The 20,626-nt window shown below is 48.3% G+C and carries 13 protein-coding genes; 10 read left to right on the forward strand and 3 right to left on the reverse strand.

Annotated elements, in window-relative coordinates; genetic code table 11:
* Positions 1–32 precede the first annotated feature (32 nt).
* The 10 genes from ICL07_RS10360 to ftsZ all read left to right on the forward strand — a co-directional run bounded on the left by ICL07_RS10360 (position 33) and on the right by ftsZ (position 14,659).
* A complete protein-coding gene (locus ICL07_RS10360) occupies positions 33–2,138 on the forward strand; it encodes a penicillin-binding transpeptidase domain-containing protein (protein WP_188087829.1) in 2,106 nt (701 codons plus the stop codon).
* Positions 2,139–3,605 carry a UDP-N-acetylmuramoyl-L-alanyl-D-glutamate--2,6-diaminopimelate ligase gene (locus ICL07_RS10365; protein ID WP_188087830.1) on the forward strand — a complete coding sequence of 489 codons (1,467 nt, stop codon included), beginning with the start codon at positions 2,139–2,141 and terminating at the stop codon, positions 3,603–3,605.
* A gap of 89 nt (positions 3,606–3,694) precedes the next feature.
* Entirely contained in the window at positions 3,695–4,954 is a 1,260-nt protein-coding gene (gene mraY / locus ICL07_RS10370) for a phospho-N-acetylmuramoyl-pentapeptide-transferase (RefSeq protein ID WP_188087831.1), read from the forward strand.
* Between the two features lie 40 nt (positions 4,955–4,994).
* Positions 4,995–6,335: a UDP-N-acetylmuramoyl-L-alanine--D-glutamate ligase gene (gene murD / locus ICL07_RS10375; RefSeq protein ID WP_188087832.1), complete on the forward strand. Its 1,341-nt coding sequence runs from the start codon at positions 4,995–4,997 to the stop codon at positions 6,333–6,335.
* Positions 6,336–6,400: 65 nt separating this feature from the next.
* A complete protein-coding gene (locus ICL07_RS10380; protein WP_188087833.1) occupies positions 6,401–7,600 on the forward strand; it encodes an FtsW/RodA/SpoVE family cell cycle protein in 1,200 nt (399 codons plus the stop codon).
* Between the two features lie 48 nt (positions 7,601–7,648).
* Complete coding sequence (murG, locus tag ICL07_RS10385; RefSeq protein ID WP_188087834.1) at positions 7,649–8,740, forward strand: undecaprenyldiphospho-muramoylpentapeptide beta-N-acetylglucosaminyltransferase; 1,092 nt, start codon at positions 7,649–7,651, stop codon at positions 8,738–8,740.
* Between the two features lie 28 nt (positions 8,741–8,768).
* Positions 8,769–10,118, forward strand: a complete 1,350-nt coding sequence (gene murC, locus ICL07_RS10390) for a UDP-N-acetylmuramate--L-alanine ligase (protein ID WP_188087835.1) — start codon at positions 8,769–8,771, stop codon at positions 10,116–10,118.
* A 13-nt stretch (positions 10,119–10,131) separates the two neighbouring features.
* Positions 10,132–11,235, forward strand: a complete 1,104-nt coding sequence (locus ICL07_RS10395; RefSeq protein WP_188087836.1) for a cell division protein FtsQ/DivIB — start codon at positions 10,132–10,134, stop codon at positions 11,233–11,235.
* Positions 11,232–12,641 carry a cell division protein FtsA gene (gene ftsA, locus ICL07_RS10400; RefSeq protein ID WP_188087837.1) on the forward strand — a complete coding sequence of 470 codons (1,410 nt, stop codon included), beginning with the start codon at positions 11,232–11,234 and terminating at the stop codon, positions 12,639–12,641. Before ICL07_RS10395 ends, ftsA begins: the two co-directional genes overlap by 4 nt.
* A 176-nt stretch (positions 12,642–12,817) precedes the next feature.
* Complete coding sequence (gene ftsZ / locus ICL07_RS10405; RefSeq protein ID WP_188087838.1) at positions 12,818–14,659, forward strand: cell division protein FtsZ; 1,842 nt, start codon at positions 12,818–12,820, stop codon at positions 14,657–14,659.
* Between the two features lie 88 nt (positions 14,660–14,747).
* Here ftsZ and ICL07_RS10410 read toward each other — a convergent pair whose 3' ends face one another.
* The 3 genes from ICL07_RS10410 to ICL07_RS10420 form a co-directional block, all read right to left on the reverse strand.
* Positions 14,748–16,505, reverse strand: coding sequence for a DUF4091 domain-containing protein (locus ICL07_RS10410; RefSeq protein WP_188087839.1), 1,758 nt, complete (start codon positions 16,503–16,505; stop codon positions 14,748–14,750).
* Positions 16,506–16,656: 151 nt separating this feature from the next.
* A complete protein-coding gene (locus ICL07_RS10415; RefSeq protein WP_343071004.1) occupies positions 16,657–18,612 on the reverse strand; it encodes a KUP/HAK/KT family potassium transporter in 1,956 nt (651 codons plus the stop codon).
* 167 nt (positions 18,613–18,779) lie between these two features.
* Positions 18,780–20,330 (reverse strand): OmpA family protein, encoded by a 1,551-nt coding sequence (locus tag ICL07_RS10420; protein ID WP_188087841.1) that lies wholly within the window; start codon positions 20,328–20,330, stop codon positions 18,780–18,782.
* Positions 20,331–20,626: the final 296 nt, after the last annotated feature.

The following is a 20,626-nucleotide window of genomic DNA, read 5'->3' on the forward strand; positions in this document are numbered from 1 at the left end:
CACGCTAAAAGCTGAAGCTAAACTGCCGGAACGTGGACGTAAAAAAAGACATATTGTGGCGAGTGTATCTGTGCCTGATCGGCATGGCGCTTTTCGGCGTCGCCATCCTGGCTAAAGTCTTTTATATCCAAAACGTGAAAGGCAGCTACTGGCGCAATATGGCCGATAGCCTGCATACCGGCTACGTGGCACTCGACGCGGAAAGAGGCACCATCTATTCGGAGGAAGGCAGAATGCTGTCCACCTCCATCCCGTATTTCGATATACGGATAGATTTCGCCGCCGACGGACTACGGGATAAAAAAGGGAAAGTGTTCAGGGAAAACCTCGACTCCCTCTCCCTCGCCCTCTCCCAAATGTTCGGCGACCGCAGCAAAGCAGCTTATGCCCAGCTATTACAGGAAGGTTACAAATCAAAGGACCGCTACTTTCTCCTGAAAAGAGATGTGCCCTTTAATCAATACCAGCAAATGCGCACCTTCCCTATGTTCCGGCTCGGCAAAAACAAAGGCGGCATGATCGCGGAAAGCAAAAGCAAACGCATCAACCCCTTTAAACTGCTGGCCAACAGGACCATCGGACTGGCCCGCGAAAACTCGCAAAGCGTAGGCCTGGAAAGGACCTATAACGAATACCTGAAAGGCGTTACCGGTAAAAGACTCATGCGCCGCATCGCAGGCGGTACCTACGTACCCGTGGAAGGATACGATATCGAACCGGAAAACGGCCGCGATGTAATCACCACCATCGACGTAAACATGCAGGATATCGTGGAAACAGCCCTCATGAATATGATGGTGCAAAATGAAGCAGACCACGGTACCTGTATACTCATGGAAGTGAAAACAGGGAAAATAAAAGCCATCGCAAACCTCGGCAGACAACCCGATGGCAGCTACTGGGAGAACATGAACTACGCACTGCAGGTAGGGGAACCAGGTTCCACTTTTAAACTGGCTACCGTTATCTCTGTGCTGGAAGATAAATACGCCACCATGAACACGATGGTCAACATGGACGGCGGACGCTGGCAGGTGGGCCGCAGAACGGTTTTCGATTCCGAACCGCACCCCGGCCCGCAAAACGTGACCATCAAACACGCATTCGAGCTTAGCTCCAATGTGGCAATGGCAAAACTGGCCGTTCAACACTATGGTAGACAACCCAACAAATTCGTGGGCCACCTGAAAAGACTCAGACTGGACCAGAACACGGGCATCGATCTGGTGGGGGAAGGCCATCCGGTGATTAAAACCACCAGCTCCAAAACCTGGAGCAACACTTCTCTACCCTGGATGGCTTTCGGGTATGAAGTGCTGATCAGCCCGCTGCAAACCTGTATGCTATACAATGCAGTGGCCAACAACGGTAAAATGATGAAACCCTACCTCGTCAATTCCATCATGGAATATGGCCAGGTAGTTAAACAGTTTGAGCCTACCGCGTTATTGGACAGTATCTGCTCCAACAGCACACTGAAACAGGTACAGGCCATGCTCGAAGGAGTGGCAATAGACGGCACCGCCAGGAAACTGCGCAACCCCTATTACTCCTTCGCCGCTAAAACCGGTACCGCCCTGGTAGCTAACGGCAGCCGCGGCTATGCGGATAAGATCTACCAATCCTCATTCGCGGGATACTTCCCCGCCAATGACCCGCAGTATACCTGCGTGGTGGTGATCAAAAACAAACCGCACGCCCTGCGCTTTTATGGCGCTAACGTAGCCGGACCCGTATTCCGCGAAGTGGCTGATAAATTATACGCCATCGCTGTGGAAAAACAAAAGCCAATGCAGGCAAACGTACAACTGGACACCCTCCTGGCCCTGAAAAACGGGAAAGGCGGCGAATGGAAACAGATACTCAATACCCTGCAAATGCCGGTCAACGGGACCGTCGCCAATAACAGCTGGGTAAGCGCCAGCGTCAGCAACCGGAAAGTGAACTTCCAACCGGTTACCCAGGCGAAAGGCGCTGTACCGGATGTAACAGGAATGGGACTCAAAGATGCCCTCTACCTGCTCGAAAATGCAGGCCTGCGGGTTGTCATCAAAGGCGCCGGAAAAGTGAAAATACAATCACTCCCCGGCGGCACCAAAATAGGAAACGAACAAACGATCGTAATAGAACTGAGCTAGATGAAGACGCTGAGCGACATATTATACAATGCAGGCATCAGGGCCGTACACGGAAAGACCGACCTCTCCGTGAACAAACCCGCTATCGACTCCCGGTCCGTAGGACCCGGCGATGCCTTCATTGCCGTGAAAGGAGTACATGCCGATGGCCATCAATATATCGATAAAGCCATCGCACAGGGAGCGGCAGCGATCATCTGCGAAACCATGCCGGAAGTACTGCTGGATACCGTTACCTACGTTCAGGTAGACAACAGCGCCCAGGCCAGCGGTATCATAGCAGGCAACTTCTATGATAACCCTTCGCATAAACTGCAACTGGTAGGCGTAACCGGTACCAACGGAAAAACCACGATCGCCACCATCCTGTTCCGCCTGTTCTCGAAACTGGGCTATCACTGCGGGTTACTGTCTACTGTACAAAATCAGATAGGCGATACCGTCATACCTGCTACCCATACCACCCCCGACCCCATCAGCCTCAACGCGCTGCTGGCTCAAATGGTGGAAGAAGGATGCCTGTATGCCTTCATGGAAGTAAGCTCCCACGCTATCCATCAACAAAGGATCGCGGGACTGAAATTCGCCGGAGGCATCTTCAGTAATATCACCCACGATCACCTGGATTATCATAAAACATTCGATGAATACATCCGGGTGAAAAAATCGTTCTTTGATAACCTGCCTGCTACGGCTTTTGCACTCACCAATCTCGATGATAAAAGAGGCATGGTGATGCTGCAAAACACCAAAGCCCGCAAAGAGACCTACAGTCTGCGTACACTGGCTGATTTCAAAGGGAAAATCCTGGAAAACAACCTCACCGGATTGATTATGCTGGTAGGTGATACGGAAGTCCATTTCCGCCTGATCGGTGAGTTTAACGCCTACAACCTGCTGGCGGTATACGGTACGGCGGTATCGCTGGGCCAGGATAAAGCGGTAGTGCTGCGCGCACTCAGCGACATCCAGGGTGCAGAAGGCCGCTTCGATTACATCGTATCTGCCCATGACCGTATCATCGCAATTGTAGACTACGCCCACACGCCCGACGCGCTGAAAAATGTGCTGGCTACCATCAAAAACCTGCGCAAAGGACATGAACAGGTGATCACCGTGGTAGGTTGCGGCGGTGACCGCGATACGGCTAAAAGACCTATCATGGCGGCTGTAGCGACTGATAGCAGCGACCGCGTCATCCTCACCTCGGATAATCCGCGCTCCGAAGATCCGGAAGCCATTATCCGCGAAATGGAAGCCGGTGTACCCGTACACCAGAAAAAAAGAGTGATCTCTATTACCGACCGCAGGGAAGCGATTAAAACCGCTGTCACCCTCGCCGGGAAAGAAGATATCATCCTCGTTGCCGGAAAAGGACACGAGAAATACCAGGAAATCAAAGGGGTGAAACATCCCTTCGATGATAAACAAGTGCTGGAAGAAGTAATGCGGTTGCTCGACAAATAACTAAAACGAACGGAATAATACTTAATAACTCAATGACTTAAAAGCCACCCATCCAAATGAGGCGGATGGGGGGGCTCCGACTAAAACATATGTTATATTATTTTTTAAATTACCTGAAAACAGAATTTAAGATCAGCATCATCGGTGGTGGTATGTTCCAGTTTATCACCTTCCGGGTAACGATGGCCCTGTTGCTATCGCTGATCATTACCCTGTTGTTGGGTAAACGAATCATCAAATTCCTGCAACGCAAACAAATCGGTGAAACGATCCGCGAGCTGGGCCTTCAGGGAGAAAATTCCAAGAAGGGCACCCCTACTATGGGCGGCCTCATCATCCTCGCTGCGATCATCATACCCACCCTCCTGTTTGCACAGGTAGCCAATGTGTATATCTGGCTGGTACTGCTGTGTACTGTTTGGTTAGGCCTCATCGGTTTTGTGGATGATTATATCAAAGTATTTAAAAAGAACAAGGAAGGGCTGGCAGGCCGTTTTAAAATACTCGGACAAATAGGACTCGGCCTCATTGTAGGTACTACCCTGTATTTCAATAACGACGTAGTGGTGTCCCGCGAACTGATGGGCGCCCAGAAACTGGCGGCCTATGAAAGAAGGCCCACGAATCACCCGGAAAGAGTGACCCGCGACGGACAACGGTTTGTGGATGTGAAAACACCGATCACCACCATCCCGTTTGTGAAGAACCACGAATTCAACTACGCTAAATTGATTTCCTGGATTCCCGGCGCAGAAAAATACACGTTCGTTGTCTATATCCTGATCGTCATCTTTATCATCACCGCCGTATCCAACGGCGCAAACATAACGGACGGGCTGGATGGACTAGCAACGGGAGTGTCGGGCATCATAGGAGTATGTCTCGGCATTTTTGCTTATGTATCGGGCAATATCCAGTTTGCGGAGTACCTCAATATCATGTACATCCCCGACCTGGGCGAACTGTCCATTTTTATCGCGGCCTTTGTAGGCGCCTGCGTTGGTTTCCTCTGGTACAACGCTTACCCTGCACAGGTATTTATGGGGGATACCGGTAGCCTGGCCCTGGGTGGTATCATTGCAGCGCTGGCATTTATCGTCCGCAAAGAACTACTGATACCCATCTTCTGTGGTGTGTTTCTCGTAGAGCTCCTGTCAGTAATGCTGCAGGTGTCTTACTTCAAATACACCAAGAAAAAATACGGTGAAGGCCGGCGCATCCTGAAAATGTCGCCCCTGCATCACCACTATCAGAAACTCGGTTATCACGAAAGCAAAATATCCGTAAGGTTCTGGATTGTGACTATCATGTGTGTGGTATTTACAATCGCGACACTGAAAATGAGATAATTATAAAACCAAAGAACTAACAAAGAAGTATATACGAAAAATGGCACATCAACTTATCATATTAGGAGCAGGAGAAAGCGGGATCGGAGCAGCCTTGCTGGGCAAACAGCAGGGGTATGATGTTTTTGTGTCTGAAGGCGGTACTATCAAAGACAACTATAAACAGGAACTGGCGGTAAACCACATTCCTTTCGAAGAAGGCCATCACTCGTGGGATAAAATCCTGGATGCAGACGAAATCGTGAAAAGTCCGGGTATTCCTGAAAAAACCGAGCTGATGAAAAAAGTACGCGAAAAAGGTGTACCTGTCATCTCCGAAATTGAACTGGCCTACCGTTTTTCAAAAGGTAAAAAGATTATTGCCATCACCGGCAGCAACGGCAAAAGCACCACCACCGCCCTCACCTACCATATTTTTAAAACGGCAGGACTGAACGTGGCCATGGTAGGCAACATTGGCGTTAGTTATGCCAGGCAGGTGGCAACCGCCCCAGCGGAGTATTATGTGATTGAAATCAGCAGCTTTCAGCTGGATGACATCGTGGAATTCAAACCCAACGTAGCCATCCTGCTCAACATTACGCCTGATCACCTGGACCGGTACGACTACAAAATGGAAAATTATGTAGCCTCCAAGTTCAGGATCGCTATGAACCAGACAAAAGAAGATTATTTCATCTATTGTATGGACGATGCGGAGATCATGCAGCATTTGGCGCAGCAACCCATTTATTCAACATTAATACCTTTTACCATCATGAAACCACTGAAAGAAGGCGGTTCTATCGCCAACGAGCAGTTGCAAATACTGGTTGACGGAGAGCCGGTCATCATGTCCATGTATGACCTGGCGCTAAAAGGGAAACACAATCTGTATAATTCGATGGCAGCAGCAATTGCAGGCAGAACCATGGATATCAGAAAAGAAAAAATCCGGGAAAGCCTGGCATCCTTTAAAAGCCTCGAACACCGCATGGAATACGTAACCACCGTGAAAGGCGTGGATTTTATCAATGACAGCAAGGCTACCAACGTTAACTCCGTATGGTTTGCCCTGGAAAGCATTGAAAAACCCATTGTACTGATCATGGGCGGTGTGGACAAAGGCAACGACTATTCCGCTATCCGCGACCTGGTGAAGGAAAAAGTAAAAGCCATTATTTGCATGGGCGTGGACAACACACCGATCATCGACGCGTTATCAAAAGATACACCCGTGATGATCAGCACTTCCAGCATGATGGACGCGGTACGCGAAGCTTTTGCACAAGCCGCCAAAGGCGATGTGGTAATGCTCTCTCCCGCCTGCGCCAGCTTCGACCTGTTTAAAAATTATGAAGACAGGGGCCGGAAGTTCAAGGAAGCGGTGAAAGCATTATAATACACCTGGGGTTGCGGGTAAAAGGGTTGAATAACGGAAAAGATTAAACGAAATTATTAACAAATATGAACGGATTGCTCTATAGAACAAAAGGCGATAAGGTCATCTGGACGATAGTTATTTTTCTATCGCTGGTGAGCCTGCTGGCTGTGTATAGCGCAACCGGTTCACTCGCCTACCGCGAACGGGGCGGCCATACGGAGTACTACCTCCTGAAGCAGCTCATCGTACTGGGAATGGGCCTGGTGATCACTTACTTTGCGCACCGGGTCAACTATACCATCTATTCGCGGGTAGCGCAGGTGGGCTTCCTGATATCGATACCGCTACTGGTGTACACGCTGGCCTTCGGTTCGCATATCAACGATGCCAGCCGGTGGATACGGCTACCGATCATCAACCTGACCTTCCAGACATCGGACGTCGCCAAACTGGCCATCTTCATGTATGTCAGCCGGCAGTTGTCCAGAAGGCAAAACGTGATCGACGATTTTAAAAAGGGGTTTCTGCCCATCATCATACCAGTAGGCGTTATCTGCGTACTTATTATGCCGGCTAATATGAGCACGGCTTTGCTGTTAATGGCCAGCTGCATGCTGCTGTGCTTCATTGGCAGGGTACCGGTAAAATTCCTCGCGGGCATGGTTGCTGCAGGGGCGTTGGCTATTGTACTGATGTTTGCCATCGCTAAAATTTCCGGGATGGAGATGCGTACCAAAACCTGGGAAAAGCGCCTGGACAGCTTCATGAATGATGATCATACAGAAGTACCCTACCAGGTGCAACAAGCCAATATCGCTATCGCAGGCGGCGGGTTTCTCGGAAAAGGCCCCGGCAACAGTACACAACGTAACTTTTTGCCACACGCCTACTCCGACTATATCTACGCCACTATCATTGAAGAATATGGCCTGTTCGGCGGATTCCTGATACTGGCGGCTTACATGGTATTGCTGCTGCGTTGTATACGGATCTATAAAAAATGTCCGTATGCCTTCGGGGCCTTCCTGGCACTGGGCCTCAGCGTAACGCTGGTGATACAGGCGTTGACCAATATGGCGGTGAACGTCCAGCTGTTCCCCGTTACAGGGTTACCACTCCCGCTGGTAAGTATGGGAGGTTCTTCCGTACTCTTCACCAGCATGGCCATCGGTATTATCCTGAGTGTGGCGCGTAATGTGGAGGAAATGGAAGGTAAACAGGCAGAAAAAGAAAGACTGGAACGCGTGATGGCGGCTAATGCAGAAAACGCTGCGGTAGCTTAATGCGTATCTATATAAAACAGAATTGAACATCAATCGTAACTGAAGAACATGCAACGCAAAGTGATTATAGCAGGTGGTGGCACGGGAGGACATATCTTCCCGGCGATAGCGATTGCCAATGCGTTGAAAAAAATCCAGCCGGATATCGACATCCTCTTTGTGGGCGCCGCCGGTAAAATGGAAATGGAGAAAGTACCCCAGGCAGGGTACCCCATCAAAGGATTGGAAATAGCTGGTTTTAACCGTAGCAATATTTTTAAAAATATACTGCTGCCTTTCAAAATCTGGAAAAGTCTCCGGCAGGCCAAAAATATCCTGGCGGAATTTAAACCGGACGCAGTAGTGGGTGTTGGCGGATATGCCAGTTTCCCCATGCTGAGAAGGGCACAGAAAAATGGTATTCCGACGCTGATACAGGAACAGAATTCTTTCGCCGGCAAAACCAACAAGATATTGGGTAAGCATGCAAAGAAAATCTGTGTCGCTTATGATGGCATGGACAAATTTTTCCCGGCAGATAAGATTGTTTTCACCGGCAATCCTGTCAGGAATAATATCACACAATCCGCCGTCAGTAAAGAAGATGCCCTGCAACACTTTGGACTGAGCAATCGGAAACAGACCATCTTCGCCGTAGGCGGCAGTTTGGGCGCCAAGGCCATCAACGAAGCATTACTCCCGTTGTTGCCTACCCTGGTGCAGAAAGACCTGCAGCTGATCTGGCAAACCGGTAAGCCGTTTTATGAAACTGCTAAAGCAGCGGCAGCCCCTTACGCCAGCCACATCAAAGTACATGAGTTCATCAATGTAATGGACTTCGCGTACAAAGCGGCAGACGTGGTACTGTCCCGCGCAGGAGCCCTGGCCATCGCCGAGCTCTGTGTGGTGAAAAAACCGGTCATCTTTGTGCCGTATCCGTTTGCAGCGGAAGATCATCAGACCTCCAACGCCATGAACCTGGTGAACAAAGACGCAGGGCTGATGATTAAAAACGATGAAGTGGGCGCACAACTCTCCAACGTGCTGTTTAGCCTGCTGCAGAACAGGGCGCTGATGGAACAACTGGAGAGAAATATCGGCGAAATGGGTAATCCCAACGCAGATATGGTGATTGCAAAAGAAGTAATAAGTATTTTTTGATTTTGATATTCAGGGATTTAGGATTCATATGGATTTGAACAACATACAACGGGTTTATTTCATCGGCATCGGTGGCATCGGCATGAGCGCCATCGCCCGCTTCTTTAACCAAAAAGGAGTGGCCGTGAGCGGTTATGACCGTACTGCTACAGCGCTGACAAGGCAGCTGGAAGCAGAAGGTATGCAAATCCATTATACAGACGATATTACTGCACTGGACACCAAAGCTAACCTGGTCGTATATACGCCGGCTATTCCTGCTACCCATGAAGAACTGAAGTGGTACCGGGAACATGGCTTTGAAGTAGTAAAACGCAGCGATGTATTACAGGAAGTTACCCGTTCACTGTTTGCCATCACCGTGGCAGGTACCCATGGTAAAACCACCGTTTCTACCATGATCGCACACCTGCTTACCGACAGCGGTTACGGTTGCAACGCTTTCCTGGGAGGCATCAGCGTGAACTACGATAAAAATTTCTGGAGCAGTGAAAAAGCAGTAGCGGTTATTGAAGCTGACGAGTATGACCGCTCCTTTCTGAAATTAAGTCCGGATATCGCCGTACTGACTGCCATGGATGCAGATCACCTGGATATTTACGGCACGCCGGAAGCGATGGAAGAAGCATTTATCACCTATACGCACAACATTAAGCCCAATGGCACGCTGATTGCTAAGTTCGGCCTGCATCGCGGAAATGAGCTGAAAGCAGACAACAAACTGCTGTATAGTTTACAAAACGATGCTGCCAACGCTTACGCAGCCAACATCAGGATGATCAACGGTGGATATGAGTTTGATGTGATGCAGCAGGACTGGATGATTGACAATATACGGTTGCACATCGGCGGTATGCACAACGTGGAAAATGCCGTAGCAGCCATTACCGTAGCGCATTTGCTGGGTATTGACGCAGATAAGATCAGAGCGGCGATGGAAAGTTTCAAAGGCATTAAAAGGCGCTTTGAATATGTGATCAAAAACGAGCGCCAGGTGTATATAGACGATTACGCCCATCACCCGGAAGAGCTGCGCGCGCTGATCACCAGTGCCAAGGCATTGTTTCCGGGAAGACAGTGTACCGTAATATTTCAACCGCACCTGTTCAGCCGTACCCGTGACCTGGCTGATGGTTTCGCAGAAAGCCTGTCACTGGCAGATGATGTGATCCTGCTGCCTATTTATCCGGCGAGGGAACTGCCGATTGAAGGCGTTACCAGCGAGATACTGGCGGAAAAGATTACGGTGCCGGTGCAGATCATGCAAAAAGAAGAAGTACTGGACTGGCTGAAAAAGACGCCTGTCCCCTTATTAATCACAGCCGGAGCAGGCGATATTGACCAGTTAAAAGGACCGATCAGTCAACTGCTTCACTAAATAGAAAAAAACATTGGCTAAAACCACGACGATATTAAAAAGACTGGGCGCACTGCTCCTTTGGGTGCTTGTGTTGACGGGCTTTATTATCCTCCTGGCAGCGGCCAATAAAGACAAGGAATCCGGTATCTGTAAAGGCATCCAGGTAAAGTTTGAAGGGAGGGACGATAACTTTTTCATAGAAGCCAAGGATATACGGTCTTTGTTAACGAAAGACAAGGCACTGAATCCGGTAGGGAAACCTATCCGGGACATCAACATCCGGTCACTGGAAGCAGTGGTGGACCAGGACCCCTGGGTAAAAAATGCAGAGATCTATTTCAACAGCAAACAGGAACTGCATATTAAAGTTACACAGCGGGAACCGGTAGCCAGGGTGTTTACCTTTTCGGGCAACAGCTTTTACCTCGACGAAGCAGCAGAGCGTATACCGGTATCATCCCGTTACGCCGCCAGGGTACCGGTATTTACCGGCTTTCCCACAGACGCGGACAAGCTGCAGCGGACCGACAGCCTGCTGGCCGCCCAGGTAGTGGACATGGGTCGTTTTATCGGTAAAGATCCTTTCTGGATGGCACAGGTAGAACAACTGATGATTACTACCGACCGTAAGTTTGAATTCATTCCCAAACTCGGTGATCAGGTGACCGTTTTCGGTGAAGGTGCCGATATTGAAAAAAAATTTACCAAACTGCTGGCTTTTTACAAGGAAGGACTGAATAAGGTAGGCTGGAATAATTATTCGCGTATCAACATCGCTTTTGAGAATGAGGTCGTATGTACGCGTAAAGATGGTGTACCACCATTACAACCGGTGATACCCAAAGACACGGCTAAACAGTTTGTGCCGGATGAAGCGCCCATCGCTGAAAGCGAAGACAGCGCAGAAAAAAACACGGCAGCAACTCCACCGGAACATCCACCGGTGGCCGCCAAACCAGCCGGAAAACCGGCAGCTGAAAAAACAACAGCTGCCCCCAAAGCGAAGGCTAAAGCGCCCGTGAAAAAAGAGAAGGCAAAACAGGAGAAAACGGCGCCGGCCAAGCAACAACCTAAAGCAGTGTATAAGCCAGGGAATAAATCTGTTAACACATCAAAAAAACAAACAACGCCATGAATCAGGAAGCTCCCATCATTGTAGGTCTCGATATCGGAACTACGAAGATTGCTGCCATAGCAGGACGGAAGAATGAATACGGGAAACTGGAAATCCTGGGATTCGGTAAAGCTACATCGTTTGGTGTGCAGCACGGTATGGTGCTGAACATTGACCAGACTATCAAAGCTATCAGGCAAGCCCTGGAAAATTGTTATGCTTCCAGCCCCCACCTGGAAATCAATGAAGTATATGTCGGCATCGCCGGTCATCATATCAAAAGTTTGCAAACCCGTGGAGATATTGTCCGCAATGATGTTGACGCGGAAATATCCCAGAAAGATATTGACCAGCTGATCAATGATCAGTATAAAACTGTTATCCCTGCCAGTGATCAAATCATTGATGTGATCCCGCAACAATATATTGTGGACAGTTTGCAGAACATCACCTATCCTATCGGTATGTCCGGTGTAAAGGTGGGCGCGAACTTCCATATTATCACCGGCGACAAAAACGCCATCCGTAACATTAACCGCAGCGTGGAGAAATCCGGTCTTAAAATCCGGGACCTCGTGCTGCAACCGCTGGCATCTGCCGCGGCGGTAATGTGCGATATGGATTTTGAAGCAGGAGTAGCCATTGTAGACATAGGTGGTGGTACCACCGACCTGGCGGTGTTCTACGAAGGCATCCTGAAACATACTGCCGTTATTCCCTATGGTGGCGAAAACATTACCAATGATATCAAAAACGGCCTGGGAGTGTTAAAAACACAGGCTGAACAAATGAAGGTTCAATTCGGTTATGCACTGGCCGACGAAGCGAAAAGCAACGCCTATATCACTATTCCTGGTTTACGCGGACAAAGCCCCAAAGAAATTTCCGTGAAAAACCTGGCACATATTATCCAGGCCCGTATGAGTGAAATACTCGATTTCGTAGTATATCATCTCAAACAAATCGGTATGGACAATAAGATGCTGAATGGTGGTATTATCCTCACTGGTGGCGGTTCCCAGCTGAAACACCTGATACAGCTGACCGAATACACTACCGGCGCCAGCGCACGCATCGGTTTCCCCAACGAACACCTGTCCAGCGGCCTGTTCGATGATGAAATGACCAAACCCATGTACGCTACCTGCGTAGGATTGATACTCAAAGGTTACAACGATTTTGAAAATGACCGTAAATCCCTGGAAGAAAATTATATAAAAATTAATACCAGCTACCTGGCTAAAGAACAAGCCGCACAATCGCTGGCGCAACAGGAAGAAGAAGAATGGGCAGAAGAAGCCCCCACCACCCAGGAAATACAGGACAGAAAAGCCAAAGAAAGGAATGCTTCCCTGAAGAACTTCCTGGATAAAATGAAGACGAAAATCATTGACATGTTTACAGAAGAAGAAGATGCTAAACTGTAAATATGAAATGGCGCAATTGTTGCGAACTGCAAACGTTTAATATATAAGAAAGAATTAAGAACGATAATTAATAATGATAGGACAAATGAACCATATTAACGGCAAAGTATACACGCTTACAGCATCTAACATGTTCATTATTAATTATCCGTACTAACCCATAAAAGTATAGAGTCATGATACATTTTGATCTTCCTAAGGAAAAATCTTCTATCATCAAGGTCATCGGCATTGGTGGCGGTGGAAGTAATGCGGTGAATCATATGTATAGCCAACGCATTGAAGGAGTGAATTTTATCATCTGTAATACCGATGCTCAGGCTATTGCTAACAGTCCTGTGCCCAACAAAATACAGTTGGGACCACACCTCACACAGGGCCTTGGTGCCGGCGCCAATCCCGAAATTGGTAAGCAGGCAACAGAAGAATCCTTTGAAGAAATCAAAAAAATACTGGAGGTGAATACCAAGATGGCCTTCATCACTGCCGGTATGGGCGGTGGCACCGGAACCGGTGGCGCCCCTATCATCGCGCGGATATGCAAGGAACTGGGTATCCTTACCGTTGGTATTGTTACCACCCCGTTTTCTTATGAAGGAAAAAAGAGAATGCTGCAGGCCGATGAAGGTGTACAACGCCTGAAAGAATATGTAGATACCCTGCTCATCATCTCCAACGATAAATTAAGGCAGAAATTCGGTGACCTGAAATTCAAGGCAGCCTTCGAAAAAGCCGATAACGTACTGGCTACCGCCGCCAAATGTATCACCGATGTGATCAACTCTACCGGTCAGATCAACGTGGACTTTGCCGACGTTTGCACCGTTATGCGTAACGGTGGTGTGGCTATCCTCGGCGCTTCTATCGCAGAAGGTGAAAACCGTGCGCAACGTGCTATCGAAGACGCACTGACTTCCCCGCTGCTGAACGACAACGATATCCGCGGCGCCAAATGGATTCTTATCAATATCTCTTCTTCTGAAGGTGAATTTGAACATACCCTCGATGAAATGGATATTATCCAGGCTTACGTACAAAGCCAGGCCGGCGAGGATTGCGATGTAATCCTGGGTGTGGGTTACGACCAGTCACTGGACCGCAAACTGGGTGTTACTATCATCGCTACCGGTTTTGAACAGAAACCCATCCAGCAGATGAAATTGACACCTTCCACCCCTGAACGCACCGAACCTAAAATCGTGATGCAACTGGGTAAAGACGGTGATGAGAAAAAAATGAGCACCCAACAGTCTCAGGGTGTCCTGTTCCAGGAACCACAGGACCTGATGGCCCCACGCCTGATGGAACCGGTAGTAACCCATCCTGAACCTGTTACCGGATATACTCCTCCGCAACCGCAGCAACAGGCACCTATTGCGCCTGCCCGGCAGAACTATGTACTGAACGTACAACAGGTGCCTACCCAACAGCCGCAGGTTGCTCCGGAACCACAGCCCGTACAGCAACAACCGGTACAACAACATATACCGCAGCAACAACAGTATGTGCAGCCACAACAGCCATCACAACCTGTTCAACAGCACGTACAACCGCAGCATGTGCAACAACCTGCCCAGCCTAATGTGAATATAATACAACCACAGGGCAACGCAGGCGCCGGCGGGTACCTGAACCGGCCTACCCACATTTATGTGGAGCCAGGTAACACACCGCCACCGGAAATGAAAATGGTGTATAGGGAAGAAGAGCCCAACCACCAGCCGTTGCCACCGGAAGTGCCCATGCAACACTCTTACGAGGAGCTGGAAGAACAAAAGCGTAAACAGGCGGAAAGAGTCGCTAAACTGCGCAGCATCAGCTTCAACGTAAAGAACATGGACAACAACGCGGAAATTGAAAACGTTCCGGCTTACCTGCGCCGCAATGTAACACTGGATAACGGTGCCGGCTCCGCCGAACACTTCTACTCCAATTACACCGTGAGCGATCCGGGCCAGAACAACCACACCGAAATAAATACTATCAATACATTCTTAGATGGGAAGAAGCCCGATTGATGAACATAGAGATATTCCAATTCGGACATTTGATTGTTTTTTAGTTGTGTTAAAAAGAAAATCCTCCGGTTCCCCGGAGGATTTTTCTTTATAAGGTATTCAGCGTTTCCCTGGCCGCTTTCAGCAAATCGCCTGCCGGCGTATCTTTCGGAGCATTGATATCAAAGGGAGATAACATCTTCTTCAATTTACTCAACCCTTCCTGGTTATTATTTTTAGTGAACTCTTCTTTCAATATCCGGATTTTTTCATAATCCTGCACCCCCTCTACCAGGCGCTCAAAGCGGATGGAAGATCTCGGTCCCGGATATACGAAATAAGTGTCCCCCGCTGCCCAGGAACGGAAACGGCTATCCTGTAACGGCGCTTTTACCCAACAGTTGAAAGCCCAGCGCAGGTAACCGGTATATCCTTTATAAGCAGCATGCCAGCCCATAAAGGCTGCCTCTGCCGGAGGCGAAAAAGTAAAGGTATTGGGGAAACCTTCCGTACAACAAGTATAAAAAGTAGTAGGCCATCCTTTCTTCAGTCTCGCCTGCAATACCTCATCCGGGAAGGGCTCTTTGGAAGCCACACAGAAGTCATAAATATCTTTATCCAGCGGCGCATGGTAACTACCAGCCAGTGACAGTTTAAAGTCCTTATCTGCCTTCCGGATCACCGTCAGCGCCTGTTGCATGTCTGCCATCGGGCGTTCATCCATCGCAATGGTGGTGATGTTAAACCAGCCTTTGGCTTTCAGGTGCTTTGCGAAATCCTTCAGCATAGGCTCCCAATGCGCCGCATATTCCGGCGATCCCGGTTTGGCGATCAGCAGTGTGTCTTTGCCTTTGGCTTCATCATAATAATAAAACTTCAGGTTCCAGGGAATCATGCTGTAGCAGTTGATCTCTTTCTTAATGCCCAGCCCCATCATATACTGCACCCATTTGTCGAAGATGCTGTAGTCGTAAGACCAGCTGCCGTCTTTCTTTTTGGTCCATTTAATCATGGTGCCGTACACATCTTCTGTCTGGCTGTTCCAGGGATCGTAGATGAGGGTGGCAGTAATACATTTCTGACCGGCATTCGCCAGCATTTCCATGTACGGTTTCATGGCCTTCAAATGCTCGTCGCTCCAGGGTTTCACGCCATACATACGGGCCACCGCGTCGGGGCTCTGCCAGAGATCGAGGTGAAACTTCCAGTCTTTCGGAGCGGGCAGGGTATGATTCAACACCTGTATTTCATACGGGAGACTGCTCTCAGCACCGCCGGCATTGATTTTTACGGTGCCTTTATATACGCCCGGCGCAGTGCCCGCAGGCACCTGGATGCTCAGCCATACCGGCTGCGTTTGATAGGCTGCAATGTTTTTGCTCCGCTGGATATCAATACCATCGGCCACCAGGGAAGAATCAAAATTTTCGGGTTTGCGGTGGCCGCAACCGCTGCCGTCTTTATTCAGCTCATCGGTCATCACATACCTGACAAAACCCGTGCTGATAGCACTGGCGGGGATGGTAGCACCTTTGCTGCCCTGTAGGGCGCTGGTGGAAATGCTCACGGCATTCAGCGGGCGGGTGGTCCAGATCAGGAACTGTGTATGTACCCGCTCGTTTTTCCAGGCTTTGGCACTCCAGGAGGAAGCCAGACTTTGCTGGTCAGGCGCATTTCTTTTTTCATAACGGATATCGGTGGAACCGAAGGCAACATGAAGCTGGTCGCCTTTTACAGCTTCCCAGGAAGCTTTGTTAACCGGCCGGGGATCAGGCAGCTCCTGATAGTCGCCGGCAGGGCCACTTTGAGCCCATACGTTTTGTTGCAATGCCAGTAATACCAGCACGCCAAAAAATTTGTTCACCATACTAAATTTAGAAATTTTGATATTTTGATATTTGGCTATTTTGCTATCAGCACAAATCCATACAAAATCTATGACTTCCAAGATCTTAAAAAAATCCGGGATTTTCGAGTCACAAATATCTAAATATCAAAATCTCTAAATTCCTAAATGATTAGTGGTGAATAATACGTTTTAGTTGCAGGTTGGTGACAGGAGCCACTACCAGCGGATATTTCTCGATGGTCACATAACTGGAATCCAGCCCGAAACCTCTTTCTTCCGAAAGACTAATCTTTTTCAGGAAGAAATACATCTTCATGACCATTCTTTCATATAATGGCAGGTCGTTATCGTGCGAAAGGAATTTTTCCATCACAATAAACTGGAAATCGCCGACCACATTGTTTTTACTAAGCGATTCGTAGCGGCTGGTGATATTCACTTCCTTATTACGCACCATGTCTTCCACCACCATTCTGAACATCAGGTTGATCCTTTGTTCCACTTTGAAACCGAGCCTGAATTCTACCCGGATGACTTCGTTAGGAATGATAGTTTGTACCGAGTATTCACTGAGATAAGGTTCATCCACCACATCTACATGCACAAACCAGTAGATATCCGCTCTTTTTGGCTTTTTATTGAGGATAGAATAGATGATTTTATGTTCTATCTCCTTCGGATTATCCGCGCTGCTCATGTACACCAGGTGAGTGGCGTATTTAGGGATAGAGGTATCATTACTCAGTTCCTGGATAATAGGCAGGTAGTCTTCCAGCCGTACAAATTCCACGTAGCGGTTTTTGATTTTGCGGGATTTAAACCAGACGATCATCACCAGGAAGAGAGCGCCTGCCACGACCACCGTCACATAACCACCGTGCATAAATTTCACGAGGTTGGCAAAGAGGAACGAGAACTCGATGGAGAGATAAACGACGAGATATAGCAATATCCAGCCTGTCCACACTCTTCGGGTATATAGATAAAAGGCAAACAAACAGGAAGTCATGAGCATACAGATGGTAATAGACAGGCCATAAGCCGCTTCCATATGGGAAGATTCCTGGAAGAGGATAACGATGGCAGCACAACCAACAAAGAGCATGGTATTGATACCCGGGATATAGAGCTGTCCGCGCATTTCCGTAGGGTAATTCACCCGCATTTTAGGCCACAGGTTGAGCCGCATGGCTTCTGCTATCAGCGTAAAGGAGCCGGATATCAGTGCCTGGCTGGCGATGATGGAGGCCATGGTAGCGATCAATACGCCGAAGATGATAAACCATTCCGGCATGATCATAAAGAAGGGGTTCTGATCTTTTGGCAGAATCTGTCCTTTTTGTGTCAGGAGCCAGGCGCCCTGACCGAGATAGTTTAATATCAGGCAGGATTTCACAAAAATCCAGGATACCCGGATATTTCCTCTGCCACAGTGTCCGAGGTCGGAATAGAGTGCTTCAGCTCCTGTTGTACAAAGGAATACAGCCCCAAGGATCAGGAAACCTTTAGGGTAGGTAGTGAGCAGTTCGATCGCGTAATGCGGGCTAAAGGCGCGGAGTATGCCGAAATCGTCTGTAATATGGGAGATACCGAGGATACCCAGCATAGAAAACCATAGTACCATGATAGGGCCGAACATGCGGCCGATAGACACGGTTCCGAACTGTTGCATGATGAACAGGCCGGTGATAATGGTGAGTACGATTTTTACGATGGTTAACTGGCCGAGGTCCTTAAATACCTCGAGGGTACGGAGACCTTCGATGGCAGAGGTTACGGTGATGGGTGGTGTGATGATACCGTCTGCCAGGAGGGCAGCGCCCCCGATCATGCCAAAAATAACCGTCCATTTGGCATGTCGTCTGACAAGTGCGTATAGAGAGAAGATACCACCTTCTCCTTTATTATCTGCCCGGAGGGTCAGGATAACGTATTTAACGGTAGTTTGTAAGGTTAGGGTCCAAATGATACAAGAGATACCACCAATAACGAGGAGATCGCTGATGGGGTTGCCGCCGACAATAGCTTTAAAAACATAGAGCGGAGAAGTTCCGATGTCGCCGTAGATGATACCCAGCGCTACTACTAAACCTGCCAGGGAGACCCTGTTAATGTTTATGCCCACGTAAAAAAAATTTTTAAAAAAGCCTCCAAAATTAGGAGTAAATATTGAGATCAGCAATAAAAAGGTGACAGAGGAAGAGGCTGTTTGGGGGATATTTGGCATTAAAAAGCCTCCCCCAACGAGCGGGAGAGGCTTTTTAAATTATTCATCTCAGTGAGAGGTGCTGATTAGTTAGCAGGAGCTAAGTCAACAGTACCGGATTCACCAGGAGTGTTTTGTTTGATGAAGCGACCGCGGTCGATACCTTGTTTGTCAGCCAGGTAGTCGATTACAGAGTCAACACGACGGCTGCTCAGATCAACACCACCTTTTTTACCTTTAGCACCTGCGTGGCCAGTAACCAGCACGTTGCAAGAAGGGTTAGCTTTCAGGGTAGAGGCAACAGAAGCCAGGATAGCTTCCTGATCGCGACCTACTTTAGTAGAAGCACCTTTGAAGGAAACGCTAGGCAGAACCAGGGTAGCGCAGGAAGTTTCAGCAACTTTACCTTTGCAGCACTCAGGATCCGGGCATTTACCAACACCGTCAGCGTCAACTGGCTGGCAGTAAGTAGGAGTGATCAGTTGTTTGTCTTTGTAATCAGGAACGCCGTCACCGTCAGTATCCTTAGCAACACCGTGAGAATCAACAGGTGCACCTGCAGGAGTGTTAGGTTCGCGGTCGAACTGATCAGTTACGCCATCACCGTCAGCATCAGGCAGAACCGGTGTAGGCAGTTTCATGTGACGAGGGTTGCTCAGCTCGCTGTAAGCATACTCCAGTGGGTTGATCCAGTAGAGAGGCTGTACGCGTTTGGAAGCGTTACCCAGGTTGAAGTTGAAACGCACGTTAGTGTAAGAGTAGAAGTCTTTTGAAGAACCGCCGGGACCAGGATAACCATCCAGGTAAGCGTCAAAAGGCATCGTTACTTTCTCTTCAATACCGATGTTGAAGCGTTTGGAAACTTTAAACGCCACACCAGTACCTACGTCCAGTGCGTGACGGATCAGCTGGTTGTCGTCGTGACGGCCGATCGCAATTCTGTTACCCTGAGAAGGAGCGTTTTGCTCGTATTTTTTATCTCTCAGGTCGTTCAGTTGTTTGCGGATGTCACTACGTTTAGCAGTGAAGTTGATGCCGCTGTAGTCGTAACCCTGACCATTAGCATTCAATGCGTCAACGTCAACGTCAGCTGCTACGATAGAGTAACCAGCCAGTACGTACCAGTTAACTTTAGGTTCTGCTCTGTAGAACAGGATGTTGCTCAGGGAAGCCAGTACGTCCAAAGACAGCTGGTGGTTCTGAGAACGGTAGTTAGGAACGATGTAACCACCATTTTTCGCTGCTGTAGCTGCCCAAGGGTTGCCGTTAGCTGCGAAAGTAGGACGCAGTTTGTAGTCCTGGCCTTTATCGATGGAACCGGTGTACTCAGCTCTCAGTGAGAAAGTATGACCCAGTGCTTTTCTCAGGGAGATACCGCCACCAAAACCAGGCTGAGCAGGAATAGTTCCGCTGATCATGTGTAAACCACCGTGAAGACCCAGTTCCCACATATCCCTAGGTTTAGCAGGGAAGTTAGACTGGTGGTTCAGGAAGTTATTTTGTTGTACCAACCGCTTGCCTGACACTTTGGAAGAATCCAATGCATCATAGCCGGCTGGTTGAACCTGTGCAAAACCGGTAGATGCTGTTAGTAACCCCACAGCGCCTGCCAGTAATAAGTACTTTTTGCTTGCCATAATTGTGTTTTATTTAAAAACTGTTAAAAATTTACTAATAACCCGTTTTTTACCTAGCAAAGGTAAATATCATAAATGAATATACAAATTTTTCTTGCAATATTATTTTCATTGATAAGTCCTTCAATATTAAAGCTTAACTGAAAGTATTTATATACCTTATTTCCACATTAAGTTAAAGGATTGTTTAGCCTGTGTTAAAGGAACCCTACCCCTGTGTTAAAGGAATGTTATACTTCATATACAAATTAAAGGCCAAAATGTTAAAGTTTCCCATTTAAAACCTAGCTTAGCAA

It is taken from the genome of Chitinophaga qingshengii (genome assembly GCF_014529935.1).
Taxonomy (GTDB): Bacteria; Bacteroidota; Bacteroidia; order Chitinophagales; family Chitinophagaceae; genus Chitinophaga; species Chitinophaga qingshengii.